Here is a 14,647-nt window from a genome sequence, read left to right on the forward strand (position 1 = left end):
TGTAACAAAAAAGTAATCAGGAAGGGACTGCCCGCCGTTGCACTGACCCCCCGGTCACGTGCGCTCTATCCGACGCTGCGGCGCTTGCGCTTCTCGAAGTAGTCCGACCACGAGACCACCTCGGGATGCTGCTTGAGCAGCGCCCGGCGTTGCCGCTCGGTCATGCCGCCCCAGACGCCGAACTCGACCTTGTTGTCGAGCGCGTCGGCGCCGCATTCCTGCATCACCGGGCAGTGCCGGCAAATCACCGCGGCCTTGCGCTGTGCGGCACCACGAACAAAGAGTTCGTCCGGGTCGGTAGCCCGGCAGAGCGCCTTTGATACCCAGTTGATCCGTTCTTCAGCCTCGCCAGTGCTCAGTAGGTTCTGAGCCGACGTTAGGTTTGCCCTTCCATCAACAGGACGAATTCCCGACACGAGCTGATCCCTTCCTCCCAGCCGCTTACGCGACCGCCCACCTCGGGTACCAGCCGATGTTGCGACGAACGACACACTGTCCACATCGGCGTTACCTGAATCTCACTGCGTATATAAGTTAGGTGGTCAGCTGGCAATTGCGCAACAGTCCGATAACGGATTTTTTGGGACGATCGTCCCGAGTTGTGCCAATCGGCCGGGGGAAACAGTCCGCCTTGGTCCCCGTTTTTGCCCCTGACCTGTGACGCGAGCGCAAATATTGGCTCTCCCCCCGGCGACACGCCGGCCCACCTCGGGCAAAAAGTTTTTTTCGATCGCGCGGCGCGGAGGCGTGACAAGGGGGCCGCTACTGTAGTACGCATGTCCGAGCGTCCCCCGGCCGCACTCACCCTGCTCAAGCTCTCAGGGTTCTGTCTGCTCGCCAGCATCGTCGCCGCGGCGCTGATGTTTCCCTTTGCCGGCGGCATCGGTCTGATGTCCAACCGGGCCTCCGAAGTAGTGGCCAACGGGTCGGCGCAGCTGCTGCAGGGCGAAGTCCCCGCGGTATCGACCATGGTCGACGCGAAGGGCAACACGATCGCGTGGCTGTATTCGCAACGCCGCTTCGAGGTCCCCAGCGACAAGATCGCCAACACCATGAAGCTGGCGATCGTCTCGATCGAGGACAAGCGCTTCGCCGAACACAACGGCGTCGACTGGAAAGGCACCCTGACCGGGTTGGCCGGCTACGCCTCGGGCGACCTCGACACCCGGGGTGGGTCCACGATCGAGCAGCAGTACATCAAGAACTACCAGTTGTTGGTGACGGCCCAGACCGACGCCGAGAAGCGGGCGGCCGTCGAAACCACCCCGGCGCGCAAGCTGCGCGAGATCCGCATGGCCCTCACCCTCGACAAGACCTTCACCAAGCCCGAGATCCTGACCCGCTACCTGAATCTGGTGTCCTTCGGGAACAACTCATTCGGCGTGCAGGACGCGGCCCAGACCTACTTCGGCATCAACGCTTCGGAGCTGAACTGGCAGCAATCCGCGCTGCTGGCGGGCATGGTGCAGTCCACCAGCACGCTCAATCCCTACACCAACCCCGACGGTGCGCTGGCACGGCGCAACCTGGTCCTCGACACCATGATCCAGAACATCCCGTCGGAGGCCGACGCACTGCGCGCCGCCAAGGCCGAGCCGCTGGGGATCCTGCCGCAACCCAATGAGCTGCCCCGGGGCTGCATCGCCGCGGGCGATCGCGCCTTCTTCTGCGATTACGTCCAGGAGTACCTATCGCGCGCCGGAATCAGTAAGGAACAGCTGGCCAGGGGCGGCTACCTGATCCGCACCACGCTGGACCCCGACGTCCAGGTCCCGGTCAAGGCGGCCATCGACAAGTTCGCCAGCCCGACCCTGCCCGGCATCTCCAGCGTGATGAGCGTTATCAAGCCTGGCAAGGAGTCTCACCAGGTGCTCGCGATGGCCAGCAACCGTAAGTACGGCCTGGACATCAACGCCGGCGAAACCATGCGACCGCAGCCGTTCTCCCTGGTCGGCGATGGCGCCGGGTCGATCTTCAAGATCTTCACCACGGCCGCCGCCCTGGACATGGGCATGGGCATCAATGCCCAACTCGACGTACCGGGCCGGTTCCAGGGCAAGGGCCTGGGCAGCGGTGGGGCCAAGGGCTGCCCCCAGGACACCTGGTGCGTGATCAACGCCGGTAACTACCGAGGTTCCATGAGCGTGACCGACGCGCTGGCCACCTCGCCCAACACCGCCTTCGCCAAGCTAATCTCGCAGGTCGGTGTGTCGCGCACCGTGGACATGGCCATCAAGCTCGGACTGCGCTCCTACGCCAATCCCGGCACCGCCCGCGACTACAACCCGGACAGCAACGAGAGTCTGGCCAACTTCGTCAAGCGCCAGAACATCGGTTCCTTCACCCTGGGCCCGATCGAGGTCAACGCGCTGGAACTGTCCAACGTCGCGGCCACCTTGGCCTCGGGTGGCGTGTGGTGCCCACCCAACCCGGTCGACAAGCTGATCGACCGCAACGGCAACGAGGTTGCCGTCACCACCGAAACATGTGACCAGGTGGTGCCCGAGGGCCTGGCCAACACGCTGGCCAACGCGATGAGCAAGGACGCGGTGGGCGGCGGCACGGCGTCGGGTTCGGCCGGCGCGGCCGGCTGGAGCCTGCCGGTGTCCGGTAAGACCGGCACCACCGAGGCCCACCGGTCGGCCGGATTCGTCGGCTTCACCAACCGGTACGCGGCCGCGAACTACATCTACGACGACTCGACCAATCCGACGGATCTGTGTTCGGGGCCGCTGCGCCATTGCGGCAACGGCGACCTGTACGGCGGCAACGAGCCGGCCCGTACCTGGTTCACCGCGCTGAAGCCGATCGCCACCGACTTCGGCGAGGTGCAGCTGCCGCCCACCGATCCGCGCTATGTGGACGGCGCGCCCGGCTCTCGGGTACCCAGCGTGGCGGGTCTGGACGTGGACCAGGCACGCCAGCGCCTCAAGGACGCGGGATTCCAGGTCGCCGATCAACCCAACGCGGTCAACAGCAGCGCCCGATATGGCGAGGTGGTCGGCACCTCCCCGAGCGGCCAGACCATCCCCGGGTCGATCATCACGATCCAAATCAGCAACGGCATCCCGCCGGCACCGCCGCCGCCGCCGGAAGGTGAACCGCCGCCCCCGGTCGGGTCGCAGGTCGTGGAGATTCCCGGCTTGCCGCCGATCACGATTCCGCTGCTGGCACCGCCGCCTCCCTAAGGGCCTCCCGAGGGCCTCCCCGGGGGATCTGGTGGCGGCACGAGCGAGCAGTCGGCAACCGGCAGTATCCTGCCTGCATGGCTTATGCCCAACCACCGATCACCAAGCTGCTCCCCGGGCCGCTTAGCGGCCGGCATCGGGCCGCATCCGTCCTACTGCGCGGCAGTGCCGTAGCACTCGGCACGACGGTCGCCGGGATCGGCTATGCCTCGCTCATCGAACGCAACGTGTTCGTGCTGCGCGAGGTCACGATGCCGGTCCTGAGCCCGGGCTCCACGCCGCTGCGCGTGCTGCACCTCAGTGACCTTCATATGCTGCCCAACCAGCGACGCAAACAAGCCTGGTTGCGCGAGCTGGCCAGCTGGGAGCCCGATCTGGTGGTCAACACCGGAGACAACCTGGCCCACCCCAAGGCGGTGCCCGCGGTCGTGCAAACCCTGGGCGACCTGCTGTCCCGGCCGGGGGTGTTCGTTTTCGGCAGCAACGACTACTTCGGGCCGCGCCTGAAGAACCCCGCGAACTACTTGATCAACCCCGGCCACCGGGTTCGCGGCGAACCCCTGCCCTGGCAGGATCTGCGCGCGGCGTTCACCGAGCGCGGCTGGCTCGACCTCACCCACACCCGACGCGAGTTCGAGGTGGCCAGCCTGCACATCGCGGCGGCGGGGGTGGATGACCCGCACATCAATCGGGACCGCTACGACGCGATCGCGGGCCCGGCGAGCCCGGCCGCCAACCTGCGGCTGGGGCTCACCCACTCTCCGGAGCCCCGGGTGCTGGACCGCTTCGCCGCCGACGGCTACCAGCTGGTGATGGCGGGCCACACCCACGGCGGGCAGCTGTGCCTGCCGTTCTACGGGGCCCTGGTAACCAACTGCGGGCTGGATCGCACCCGGGCCAAGGGCGCATCCCAGTGGGGCGCGAACATGCGCCTACACGTCTCGGCCGGGATCGGCACGTCCCCGTTTGCCCCGGTTCGCTTCTGCTGCCGGCCCGAGGCGACCCTGCTGACGCTGATCGCCGCCCCGATGGGCGGCCGAGATTCCAGCAGCAACCTGGACCGCTCCCAACCAACCATGTCGATCCGTTGAGCGGGCAGGCTCGCGTTGCGGTCCGCAGTCTGGCCCGGGATTGGACGGACAATGCTGTCCGGCTGATCGAGGCAGACGCCCGCCGCAGCGCCGACACACACCTGCTGCGCTACCCGCTGCCCTCGGCGTGGAGCAACGACGCGAACGTCGAGTTGTATCTCAAGGACGAGACGACTCACATCACCGGCAGCCTCAAACACCGGCTGGCTCGGTCGCTGTTCCTGTACGCGTTGTGCAACGGCTGGATCGGCGAGGGCACCACGGTCGTCGAGGCGTCCTCGGGTTCCACGGCCGTCTCCGAGGCGTATTTCGCGGCCCTGCTGGGTCTGCCGTTCGTCGCCGTGATGCCGGCCGCGACCAGCGCCTCCAAGATTGCGCTGATCGAGGCGCAAGGCGGCCGGTGCCATTTCGTGGAGAACTCCAGCCAGGTCTACGCCGAGGCCGAGCGGGTCGCCAAGGAAACCGGCGGCCACTACCTGGACCAGTTCACCAACGCCGAGCGTGCCACCGACTGGCGCGGCAACAACAACATCGCCGAGTCGATCTTCGCCCAAATGGGCGAGGAGCAGCACCCCATTCCGAAATGGATCGTGGTGGGGGCGGGCACCGGCGGCACCAGCGCGACGATCGGGCGCTACATCCGCTACCGCCGGCACACGACCCGACTGTGCGTGGTGGACCCGGAGAACTCCGCGTTCTTCCCCGCCTACGCCGAGGACCGCTACGACATCGTGATGCCCAAGTCTTCTCGGATCGAGGGCATCGGCCGCCCGCGGGTTGAGCCGTCGTTTCTGCCCGGTGTGGTCGACTGTATGGTCTCTGTCCCCGATGCCGCCTCAATCGCGGCAGCACGCCACGTGAGCGCCGTTCTGGGCCGTCGGGTGGGTCCGTCCACGGGCACCAATCTGTGGGGCGCGTTCGGCCTGCTGGCCGAGATGGTCGCCGACGGCCGCAGCGGCTCGGTGGTCACCTTGCTCGCCGACAGTGGCGATCGCTACGCCGAGACCTATTTCAACGACGAATGGGTCAGCGCTCAGGGGCTGGATCCGACCGATCCGGCCCAGGCCTTGGTCGAGTTCGAGCGCTCGTGCGCCTGGAACTAGCCTCTGGCCAGCTGTTTAGTGAGTTGGTGGGCCGGTGCGATAGGCTGTCGTGGCTTCAAGCGGGGTGTGGCGCAGCTTGGTAGCGCGCTTCGTTCGGGACGAAGAGGCCGTGGGTTCGAATCCCGCCACCCCGACTCAGGTCATCGCAGGTCTGTCTCGGCTCTTAGCCACTAGACGACATGCCAGTGGGCCAGTGCGAATAGCACCGCGACCCAGCCTGCCGACATGACCAGGCCGGCGATCGCCTCGGCTCGGCCCTGATCCGATTTCTTGCTGTCGACCAGCGCGGCGATCGCGCAGATGACGCTCAAAACGACCGCACCGACCATGCCGAAAGCCAGCGCGGCCGAAGCATAGACGTTCGTCTCGCGGACCGGCGCCGCCGGCGAAGCGGATGCGGACTGCAGGTCGATGGTGGTCATGGCTGCTGTTCCCTTCATGGCGGACGGTTCCGTTGCTGTCACCAGACTCGGGGCCCGCGCTTGGAGGGTTCTAAAAGGATTCTTGGAGCCGGGGCCGGAAGCGCACTCGGGTGCCGTGGCGGGGGGCCAGCATGATGGAGCGCCGCACGATGCGCTCGGGCGCCTCGTCAACGGCCGTGAACTGCCCCTCCCGCAACAACACGTGCAGCACGGTCACCAACTCCCGCATGGAGAAAGCGGCGCCCAGACAGCGTTTGGCGCCCCCGCCGAACGGAACCCAGGCATAGGTTTGCGGCCGCGTGCCCAGAAACCGCTCGGGACGAAACCGGTTCGGCTGCTCATACATGTCGGGGTTGCGGTTGATTGCGATCATGTGGACGACGATTCGGGTGCCGAGGTCGATGAGGTAGCCCCCGAGCCGGAACGGGCGCGCGGCAACGCGGGCCGTGAAAGGGGCTGGCGGCCGGACCCGCAGCGTCTCGTTGATCACCGCGGTGGTGAAGGTTTCCGTGCCGCCCTCGGCCTCCTCCTGGACGCGCCGCAGCGCATCGGGATAGTGTAGCAGCAGGTCGAAAACCCATGCCAGCGTCGTCGCGGTGGTTTCGTGGCCCGCCAGCATCAACGTGATGAGGTCGTCACGTATCTCTTGGTCAGACAGTTGCTCACCGTCATCGCCCCGGGCGCTGATCAGCAGCCCCAGGATGTCGCGCTGTTCGGTGCGGCCAAGGTCACTGCGCCGCTGCGCGATCAGCGGCATGACGACGTCCTCGATCTCCCGGTAGGCGCGCGCCCGCTGTGGCCATACCCGCAACGCTCCCGCTCGGCGCAGCGCATAGCGGACGGTCAGTTGCTCGGAAACCCCAAGGTCCAGGAGGCGTTCGAAAGGCCGGCCCAGCCGCCGCACCTCGTCGGGATCGTCGACACCGAAGATGACCTTGACGATCACATCCAACATCAGCGCCCGGGCCGCCCCAAGCAGCTCAAAGGGACGATCGACGGGCCAATCGCGCATCGCCGCGCGGGTGGACTCCTCGATGATCGGCACGTAACGGCCCAGCGCCGTGCCGTGCAGTGGCGGCGTCAGGAGCTTGCGCCGCCGCAGGTGTTCGGGCTCTTCCTGGACGAACATCGAACCCGCCCCGTAGATCGCCGCCGCGGGTCCCACTCCCTCACCGCCCAGGAGCACGTCGGGCGGCGCGGTGAAGACTTCTTTGACCAGTGCCGGGTCCGAGACGATCGCCACGTCTCCCAGGCTCAGGATGGGCATCGTCATGATCGGCCCGTAGCGCCGGATCAATCGCAGCATTCGCCGCTCGCCACCAACCAGGTATGCGACCGCGTAGGCGGCGGCGAACACCGTACGCAAGCGGCGCGGGGCAGGTAGGCCGGGCGGTCGGCGCAGAGCCGGCGGTGTGCGCGCCGAGGGACCGGATGCAGGCACCCTAACGACCCAACACGGCGCCTACCGCGGGGTCAAGAATCACACACAGTCGGCGCAGACCGGGAGCTGACCGATCGAACTGCGCAACCGGCTGCGATGCTGCACCAAATAGCAGCATGAGCAGATGAACTCGTCGCTGCGTTGCGGAATCACCGCGACCGACAGTTCCTCGCCGGACAGATCCGCACCCGGGGGTTCGAAGACGGGCGCCGCATTGGGGTCGTCGTCGACGGCATCGATGGTCGCGGTCGACGACCTCGGCAAAGTGGGTGCCAGCTCGCGCAGGCCGGACGGATCGGCGGCGTCGGAATCGGGTATGCGGCGGGCATCGTAATCGCTGGCGGCCGGCATCGGCGGTCCTTCCTGCAGAGTGACCGGGCTACACACCGGATGTGATTACCCGTGGCACATGCAGTACCCCGATCGGCCGCGGGCCACACCTAGGCGCGTACGCGCGCCGGAGTGCGGCGGCTGCGCGACGCCGCAGCCAGCCCGAGCCAGGGGGCCACAATCGCAACGCCGAGCGTTGTGGACGCGATCCCCACCTGCCCGATTCCCAACGCGATCAGGCCGATCACCAGGCCGATCACCCAAACACCTGCCGCAACCAAGCCCGACACGCTCGTGGCGGTCTCGCCGGGGGCCGGCTCCAGCCGGTCATCAACCCGCACAACGCTATTCCCGGTGCAAATCATGCTCACTCCCAGCAGGGACGATCAAACGCGGACCATGGGCAGCGCACATCGACGGGCAGCTTACATATCCTATGGACACTATTGCCGCATAGTCCAATCTGAGACTGGTCTATACGCCGGCTGTGATGTCGCTGAACTGCAACAGGTTAACCATGCCCGTTGCGGGCGGCGCGCAGCAGTTCCCCGACCGTGTCCGCGGCCTCGTTGAGCAGCACGTTTCGCCCGTCGGGGTCGCCGACGACACGCTCGGCCAACAGCCGCAGCTTGGTGTTGGATTTCTGCGACCACTTGGCCAGCACCTGGAAAGCGGACTCGGCATCCAGCCGGTACTCATGCATCAGCATCCCGATGGCCTGATTGATGACCGCCCTTCGGGCGTTGACCACGGTGACCGCTTGGGTCAACCGCTTTTGCATGTCGACCTCATATTGTTCGGTGATGTCGACATAGAACCCGGCAGTGCCGGCCAGCGACCCGTGACCGTCATAGAGCGGATTCGCCAGCACCACGACGATGTGTACGACGCCACCCGTATCGATAATGCAAAACCGATTGCTGCATGGCTTTCCATAACGACACACCTGGTCTACCAGTTCAGCGACGACCGCTTTGTCATCGGGATGTTTGTGCGCAACCAGCAGATCGGCGGTCGGCCTGACCCGACCCGGCTCATAGCCGTGCATCCGAGCCAGCTCATCTGACCATTCCCAGCGATCATCACGAGCGATGTAGCGGAAGCGCCCCACCCTTGACCAGCGATTCCACCGTAACGACGTACCCGCGCGCACCGGCTCAATCCATTCCGGAGCGCGCCATCAGCGGCCCACATCGCTGGACTGCTGCGCCCTCCGCATTTTTCATTCCGGCCCCGCCGGCGTCTGCGCCCCAGATGGTCGCTCCCCCTTCTCCATTCGGCCAGCCAAGCCCCAAACTGGCCGTTCCCCGGATCTTGCCCTTGCTTCTTCTATTCCCCCTGAGACCGGTAGCTCAACCGGAAATTACCCACCAAGGCGACAACTCACACGCAAGGAAACGACCAGTAGTCGGGAAGCTGCACGTCGCGGGTGCGCAGCAGCAGCGGGACCAGCACCCAGAAGAGCGCAAAAAGTACCAGCGCGCACGACCCGGCGATGATGGCCGCGGTACGTCCTGACACCGCATCGAAGATGAGGGCGGTAACCCCGGTCAAAGCCAGCCCCAGCAGGACCAGCCCGGCATAGGCGCAGCGATGTGCCGCCGAAACCAGCACCACAAGACGGTGTCGCCGGAACAGTAACCGGTGCATGCCCACCGGGGCGACCAACAAGATCGTCGCGCCCACCGAGAACGCCACCGTCGCCAAATACACCGTGTGTAGCCCCAGAACCTCGAAGCGCTGCTGGAACGGCAGCATCAGCAGGAACCCGGTAAGCAGCTGAACCCCGGTCTGCACCACCCGCAGCTCCTGCAGCAGGCTGGTCCAGTTGCGGTCGAGCCGTTCCAGTTCGGTTTCCCGCCGCCGACGGTAATCCCAGCGTTGATCTCGTTCCGGATGATCGACATCCATGTTCGTGATCATCGCACCTGAGGGAACCCTCGGTGCCCGAAAACGCAAGTAGCCGAAGCGAAAAGCAGGCGCTAGCGGTTGAGCTTGCCGTCCCGCACGCCGGTCAATGCGTCATCGAGGGCGGGGTAGAGCGGGAAAGTCTTGTCCAGACCGGTCAGGTGAATCGGCCGCCTGGTCGCGGGCCCCTGCGCGACCACGCCGAACTCGGCCGCAGTGCCGAGCTTCTCGTAGGTCGCGGCCAGGATCTTCAGCCCCACCGAGCCGAGGAACTCCACCCCGGAAAGGTCGATGACCAGCGCCGTCGGGTTATCGGCAACGACAGCGCCGATGGCTTCTTCGAGGGCCGGAGCAGTAACCAAATCAATTTCGCCGCCGATACTGAGCACGGTGACTCCATCGTGATCGGTGACCACGGCGGTGATCGAATCGGGAGCTGACAATGGCGGTCCTTTGTCCGAGCCTTCGGTGTGCTGCAAGCCTAACCTGCCTCACGAACTGCGAGAAGAAGAAGACCTCAACGCGTTCCACAGCGGCCTCCAGGCTAGTCTCGCCATATGACCAGCGCCCTGCGGAGCGCGGCGCGGCACTTGGGAGGCCAAATGTCAGATTCGCCGTCCGTCTTCAGCAGCAGCATCATTACCAGCTCTGGGCCGATCGGCGTGTCTAGCGAAGGTTTGCTGCCGCAGCTGGTCGAGCATCTGCGGCAAAATCGAACCGCGTTGCGCGAGAAGTGGGCCCGCAGCATAACCGAGGCGCGGCTGCTCACGGCGATGACGCCCGACGAGATCTTTTCCGAAGCGACCGCGGTGTACGACAACTACGTCGAGGTGCTCGAGACCGGAAGCGTCGAGGCGTTGCAGGCCTACGCACGTGATCTCTCCGAACGCATCATTCCCAGGGGCGTGGAAACCGATGAGGTCGTCGGCATCGTCCTGTTGCTGCGCGACGTGCTGGCCCGCTCGCTGTTCGAGAAGTATCAGACGGACTTCGAGATGCTCAGCCGAGTTCTGGACGCTTACGAACCGGCGGCCAACCGCATCGCCAACACCGTCGCGGTGAGCTTCGTGCAGGAGCGTGAGCGCATCATCCGGCAGCAGCAGGAGGCGATCCGGGAGCTGTCCACGCCCGTGCTGCAGGTGCGCGAGCAACTGCTGATTCTGCCGATCATCGGAGTGCTGGACAGTCAGCGCGCCCGACAGGTCACCGAGCAACTGCTGCGGGCCATCCGGGCCAACCACGCCAAGGTCGTGGTCATCGACGTGACCGGGGTGCCCGCCATCGACTCGACGGTGGCCAACCACCTGGTCCAAACCGTCGACGCATCCGGATTGATGGGCGCGAACGTGATCATCACCGGCTTGTCCTCCGAGATCGCACTGACGCTGGTGACCATCGGACTCGACCTTTCGAAGATGAATGCCGTGGGCGATTTACAAGGGGGAATAGAGGAAGCCGAGCGGCTGCTGGGCTACGCAGTCACTCGCACCGGCGACTAGTCCGCACAGGTCGAGCCATCGAGGGTTTGTCATGCCAGTACCGATCTTGAAACAGGGTCCGATTCTGATCGCGACGGTTCAGTCCGCACTGACCGACAGCGACACCGAACGCCTCCGGCATGACCTCATGGAGCGGGTCAGCCGCTTTCGCGCCCAGGGCATTGTGGTCGACGTGACCGCCATCGACGTGATGGATTCGTTCGCGGCGCGTTCGTTGCAGACCATCGCCCACATGACCCGATTGCGTGGTGCTACCACCGTGATCGTGGGCCTGCAGCCAGAAGTCGCGTTTTCAATGGTCCAATTGGGCCTGACCTTCGACGACATGAAAACCGCCCTGGACCTCGAAGAGGGCGTGGCGCTGCTGAACAAGCAACTGGGACTACGGAAGTCGACGATCGGGCCCGACGGTGGCGGATGAGAGCGTGGTCGGGATCAACCATCCCGACGACATCGTCACCGCCCGAAAAGCCGGTCATCAACTCGCCCTCGACCTCGGATTCTCGCTGACCGACGTCACCATGATCGCCACCGCGATCTCCGAAATCGCGCGCAATATCACCAGCTATGCCGGTCGCGGCGCGGTTCGGGTGGCCGTGCAGGACCGGGAGGGCCGCAAGGCCCTGGTGGTGCGCGCCGAAGACGACGGTCCCGGCATCGCTGACATCGAGCGCGCGATGGAGGACGGCTACTCGACCGGGCGCGGTCTGGGCATGGGCTTGCCGGGATCGCGGCGCCTGATGGACCGGTTGATCGTGGAGTCTGTGGTAGGCCGCGGAACGATCGTCGAGATGTGGAAATGGGTTCCGCCTCGTGCGTGATAGTGGCCGATTCGGGCCAATCGAGTGGGCGACGGCCGGTCGCCCGCGGCCCGGTGAGCACGCTCTCGGCGACCAGCCGATCGCCGTCGAGACCGAGGACGACTCCGCACTCTTCGGGGTGATGGACGGGCTGGGGCACGGCCCGGCCGCCGAAAGCGCCGCGTTGCGGGCCGTCGAGGTGGTCAAGAATGCGCGCGGCGAACGTCTCGAGGTGTTGATCCAGCTCTGTCATCGGGTCCTGACCGGCAGCAGGGGGGTCGCGATGACCCTGGCCAGGATTGATCTGCCCACCGGCAAACTGGTGTGGACGGGGGTGGGAAATGTCAGCGCCAACCTGGTTGCCAAGGCGGTAAGCGGCGTGCAGGTCCGATCCAGCGTGCGACTGACCCCCGGCATTGTCGGCTACCGGATCCCGGAGATCACCCCGGCCAAAATGGTTCCCATGCGCGCGGGCGATCTACTGGTCATAGCCAGCGACGGCGTCGCCGAGGACTACCTGGATCACATCGATTTTGCGGCGTCCGCCCCGGTGATCGCCGAACAGATTCTGGTCAAGCACGCCAAAGAAAACGACGACGCCCTTGTCCTCGCCGCACGCCACCGGGGCGTATCGACATGACCGAGACCGGAGACTTCGGCGCCGTCGATGCGTTCCAGACCCAGTACGCCGACGCGCTGCGCGCGTATCTGGACACCCGCGACGAGAACAGTCTGGCCGTCGGGCATGAGTTCGGCCGCCGGGCCCTGCAGGAACAGATCAGCATTCTCGACATCATCGAGAACCACTTCCGGCTGCTCGACGAAATCTCGCCGAACCCTGGGTCCGACCGGTCGGTCGCGCTGGAGTTCTTGCTGCAGACATTGGCCGCGCTGAACGTTGCGACGCGCGGATTTCTGGACGGCACCAAACGCTACGAGGAGCAGCGGGCCCGCGCCGAGGATCTCGCGCACCGCGACAAGTTCCGCAGCGCCCTGGTGAACTCGTTACAGGAAGGGTTCTTCGTCGCCGACCATGAGGGCGCCGTGATCGACATGAACAACGCCTTCGCCGAGATCCTGGGCTATCCGCCGGAAGGCTTGCCCTACCGGTGGCCACACCCGTGGCTGGTGGACCGCAAATCCGCGGCACAACAGCAAGAGCGGGTTCGACATGAGGGCAGCGCCGACTACGAAACACCGATTCGCCATCAAGATGGCCATCTGTCCTGGGTTGCGGTGAGTATCAACGCGGTTCACGGATCCGGCTCGGACCGGGACGTCTACGTCGGCACCGTTCGCGACATCACGGCCGAACGCGCCTTCGCCGCCCGGGAAAGCGCGGTGCTGCGATTGGCAACATCGGTGAGCGTAGCCAAGAGCGTTTCCGAGGTGCTCTCGATTACCCTGGACGAGTGCCGTACCGCGGTCGACGTGCAACGTGTGGTCGCGGTGATGTGGCCACCAAGTGACGGCGAACCTACCGTGCAGGTCGCCGGGGAACCGGCGGAATCGTCCTGGCGTGCCCTGGATCCGCAGCTGCGCGAGACGTTCCTGGGCGCCCGTGCCCAACTCCCGCTGACCGCCAGACCGATCGAGTGGCCAAACTCCCCGGGCAGGGCACAGGGGCTGGTCGCGGTGCTCTCCGGCACCGCGGACGTCGCTTTGTGGCTGGAACTTGGGGCACCGCGCTGGGTGACCGCCGAGGATCGGCTGCTGGTCACGGTCCTCGTCGGTCACCTCAGCCTGGCGATCGGGCACGTCCGGCAGTTCGAGAGCGCCCGGGAAACATCGTTGACCTTGCAACGGGCCATGCTGCCGCCGGTGAAACCACCGCCCGGTTTTGCGGTGCGCTATGAGCCCGCGGTGCCGCCGCTCGAGATCGGCGGTGACTGGTACGACGTATTGCCGATCGGTGAGCACCGCATCGGCATTGTCGTCGGCGACTGCGTGGGGCGCGGGTTGCCGGCCGCCGCGATCATGGGCCAGCTGCGCAGTTCGGCGCGCGCACTCTTGCTCACCGGTGCACAACCGGCGCTGTTGCTCGAACAACTCGACGCGGCGGCATCGCTGATTCCCGATGCCTATTGCACGACGGTGTTCCTGGCTATCCTGGACACCGAATCGGGCATCCTCGACTACAGCAATGCCGGCCATATGCCCGCGGTGCTCGCCGAGCCGAAGTCCGGGCCCGTCCTGCTGACCGATGCCCGGTCCGTGCCGCTGGCGGTGCGCCGGGTGGAGCCCAGACCCGAAGCGACTCAGGTGTTGCCGCCAGGGTCGACGCTGCTGCTGTTTACCGACGGCTTGGTCGAGCGAAGGTACGAGTCGATTGACGAGGGGCTGGGCCGGGTGGCCGATGTGGTGGCCGACTCCGTGATGCTGCCGATCGATGCCGTCGCCGACGCGGTGCTGAGTCAGCTGGCCCCCACCGGGGGTTACGACGACGATGTCGCGATGGTGGCCTATCGGTACCAGCACGGGCCGCTGCGGATTGAAACCAGTGCTACCCCAGACCAATTGGTCATTGTTCGGCGCCAGTTGCTGTCGTGGCTGCAGGCCGCCGAAGTTCCCGACGAGCAGGCGGGTGACATTGTGCTGGTGGTCAGCGAGGCGTGCACCAACTGCATCGAGCACGCCTATCGCGGGCAGAGCGTGGGGACGATGCTGCTCGACGTTGAAGCCGCCGACGGGGCAATTCACGCCCGGGTCGTCGACTCCGGTTCCTGGAAGAAGCCCGCGGCCGACCCGGGCAACAGCGGTCGAGGCATGACGCTGATCAGGGCCATCAGCGATGAAGTGGAAATCGACAACAGTCCGGGCGGCACCGCCATCGACATGACATTTCGGTTGCCCGCGGAGGACTGA

General features: G+C 65.8%; 16 protein-coding genes and 1 tRNA gene. 9 read left to right on the forward strand and 8 right to left on the reverse strand.

Annotation, left to right across the window (positions count from 1 at the left end; translation table 11 throughout):
• Nucleotides 1–65: 65 nt before the first annotated feature.
• Complete coding sequence (locus MMSP_RS01880) at nucleotides 66–416, reverse strand: WhiB family transcriptional regulator (RefSeq protein WP_012396686.1); 351 nt, start codon at nucleotides 414–416, stop codon at nucleotides 66–68.
• Between the two features lie 360 nt (nucleotides 417–776).
• Between MMSP_RS01880 and ponA2 the strand changes: the two genes are divergently transcribed.
• The 4 genes from ponA2 to MMSP_RS01900 all read left to right on the forward strand — a co-directional run bounded on the left by ponA2 (nucleotide 777) and on the right by MMSP_RS01900 (nucleotide 5,516).
• Nucleotides 777–3,188, forward strand: coding sequence for a transglycosylase/D,D-transpeptidase PonA2 (ponA2, locus tag MMSP_RS01885; RefSeq protein ID WP_020785236.1), 2,412 nt, complete (start codon nucleotides 777–779; stop codon nucleotides 3,186–3,188).
• Nucleotides 3,189–3,265: 77 nt separating this feature from the next.
• Complete coding sequence (locus MMSP_RS01890; protein WP_020785237.1) at nucleotides 3,266–4,279, forward strand: metallophosphoesterase; 1,014 nt, start codon at nucleotides 3,266–3,268, stop codon at nucleotides 4,277–4,279.
• On the forward strand, nucleotides 4,276–5,382 hold the full coding sequence (locus MMSP_RS01895; RefSeq protein ID WP_020785238.1) for a PLP-dependent cysteine synthase family protein: 1,107 nt from the start codon (nucleotides 4,276–4,278) through the stop codon (nucleotides 5,380–5,382). The genes MMSP_RS01890 and MMSP_RS01895 overlap by 4 nt, the downstream gene beginning before the upstream one ends.
• Before the next feature lie 60 nt (nucleotides 5,383–5,442).
• Nucleotides 5,443–5,516, forward strand: a tRNA-Pro gene (locus MMSP_RS01900).
• A 36-nt stretch (nucleotides 5,517–5,552) separates the two neighbouring features.
• On the opposite strand, the gene MMSP_RS01905 is transcribed toward MMSP_RS01900, so the two are convergent.
• The 7 genes from MMSP_RS01905 to MMSP_RS01935 form a co-directional block, all read right to left on the reverse strand.
• Nucleotides 5,553–5,804, reverse strand: coding sequence for a hypothetical protein (locus MMSP_RS01905; protein ID WP_020726850.1), 252 nt, complete (start codon nucleotides 5,802–5,804; stop codon nucleotides 5,553–5,555).
• Nucleotides 5,805–5,874: 70 nt separating this feature from the next.
• On the reverse strand, nucleotides 5,875–7,245 hold the full coding sequence (locus MMSP_RS01910; protein WP_152522428.1) for a cytochrome P450: 1,371 nt from the start codon (nucleotides 7,243–7,245) through the stop codon (nucleotides 5,875–5,877).
• A gap of 39 nt (nucleotides 7,246–7,284) precedes the next feature.
• Nucleotides 7,285–7,596 (reverse strand): DUF4193 domain-containing protein, encoded by a 312-nt coding sequence (locus tag MMSP_RS01915; protein WP_012396691.1) that lies wholly within the window; start codon nucleotides 7,594–7,596, stop codon nucleotides 7,285–7,287.
• An 89-nt stretch (nucleotides 7,597–7,685) separates the two neighbouring features.
• Entirely contained in the window at nucleotides 7,686–7,940 is a 255-nt protein-coding gene (locus tag MMSP_RS01920) for a hypothetical protein (protein ID WP_015357506.1), read from the reverse strand.
• A 146-nt stretch (nucleotides 7,941–8,086) separates the two neighbouring features.
• The gene (locus tag MMSP_RS01925) at nucleotides 8,087–8,728 is read right to left on the reverse strand and encodes a PAS and ANTAR domain-containing protein (protein WP_235065643.1); all 642 of its coding nucleotides are present in this window, start codon (nucleotides 8,726–8,728) and stop codon (nucleotides 8,087–8,089) included.
• A gap of 230 nt (nucleotides 8,729–8,958) precedes the next feature.
• Nucleotides 8,959–9,486, reverse strand: coding sequence for a DUF6328 family protein (locus MMSP_RS01930; protein ID WP_020785242.1), 528 nt, complete (start codon nucleotides 9,484–9,486; stop codon nucleotides 8,959–8,961).
• Between the two features lie 71 nt (nucleotides 9,487–9,557).
• A complete protein-coding gene (locus MMSP_RS01935; protein ID WP_085981947.1) occupies nucleotides 9,558–9,926 on the reverse strand; it encodes an STAS domain-containing protein in 369 nt (122 codons plus the stop codon).
• Between the two features lie 159 nt (nucleotides 9,927–10,085).
• Between MMSP_RS01935 and MMSP_RS01940 the strand changes: the two genes are divergently transcribed.
• The 5 genes from MMSP_RS01940 to MMSP_RS01960 are packed head-to-tail and all read left to right on the forward strand — an operon-like array spanning nucleotide 10,086 to nucleotide 14,647.
• Entirely contained in the window at nucleotides 10,086–10,982 is an 897-nt protein-coding gene (locus MMSP_RS01940; protein ID WP_020785243.1) for an STAS domain-containing protein, read from the forward strand.
• A 31-nt stretch (nucleotides 10,983–11,013) separates the two neighbouring features.
• Nucleotides 11,014–11,403: an STAS domain-containing protein gene (locus MMSP_RS01945; RefSeq protein WP_012396697.1), complete on the forward strand. Its 390-nt coding sequence runs from the start codon at nucleotides 11,014–11,016 to the stop codon at nucleotides 11,401–11,403.
• Complete coding sequence (locus tag MMSP_RS01950) at nucleotides 11,393–11,803, forward strand: anti-sigma regulatory factor (RefSeq protein WP_036425998.1); 411 nt, start codon at nucleotides 11,393–11,395, stop codon at nucleotides 11,801–11,803. The genes MMSP_RS01945 and MMSP_RS01950 overlap by 11 nt, the downstream gene beginning before the upstream one ends.
• Nucleotides 11,796–12,422 (forward strand): SpoIIE family protein phosphatase, encoded by a 627-nt coding sequence (locus MMSP_RS01955; protein ID WP_012396699.1) that lies wholly within the window; start codon nucleotides 11,796–11,798, stop codon nucleotides 12,420–12,422. The genes MMSP_RS01950 and MMSP_RS01955 overlap by 8 nt, the downstream gene beginning before the upstream one ends.
• Nucleotides 12,419–14,647 (forward strand): SpoIIE family protein phosphatase, encoded by a 2,229-nt coding sequence (locus MMSP_RS01960; protein WP_020785245.1) that lies wholly within the window; start codon nucleotides 12,419–12,421, stop codon nucleotides 14,645–14,647. The genes MMSP_RS01955 and MMSP_RS01960 overlap by 4 nt, the downstream gene beginning before the upstream one ends.

The sequence above is a fragment of the Mycobacterium sp. 012931 genome, assembly GCF_000419295.1.
Lineage (GTDB): Bacteria > Actinomycetota > Actinomycetes > Mycobacteriales > Mycobacteriaceae > Mycobacterium > Mycobacterium marinum.

Bases quoted from the DNA above. Each gene is read 5' to 3' on its own strand.
- MMSP_RS01960 (WP_020785245.1), top strand. From the start codon at position 12,419: ATGACCGAGACCGGAGACTTCGGCGCCGTCGATGCGTTCCAGACCCAG.
- MMSP_RS01920 (WP_015357506.1), bottom strand. From the start codon at position 7,940: ATGATTTGCACCGGGAATAGCGTTGTGCGGGTTGATGACCGGCTGGAG.
- ponA2 (WP_020785236.1), top strand. From the start codon at position 777: ATGTCCGAGCGTCCCCCGGCCGCACTCACCCTGCTCAAGCTCTCAGGG.
- MMSP_RS01945 (WP_012396697.1), top strand. From the start codon at position 11,014: ATGCCAGTACCGATCTTGAAACAGGGTCCGATTCTGATCGCGACGGTT.
- MMSP_RS01915 (WP_012396691.1), bottom strand. From the start codon at position 7,596: ATGCCGGCCGCCAGCGATTACGATGCCCGCCGCATACCCGATTCCGAC.
- MMSP_RS01890 (WP_020785237.1), top strand. From the start codon at position 3,266: ATGGCTTATGCCCAACCACCGATCACCAAGCTGCTCCCCGGGCCGCTT.
- MMSP_RS01930 (WP_020785242.1), bottom strand. From the start codon at position 9,486: ATGGATGTCGATCATCCGGAACGAGATCAACGCTGGGATTACCGTCGG.
- MMSP_RS01905 (WP_020726850.1), bottom strand. From the start codon at position 5,804: ATGACCACCATCGACCTGCAGTCCGCATCCGCTTCGCCGGCGGCGCCG.
- MMSP_RS01940 (WP_020785243.1), top strand. From the start codon at position 10,086: ATGTCAGATTCGCCGTCCGTCTTCAGCAGCAGCATCATTACCAGCTCT.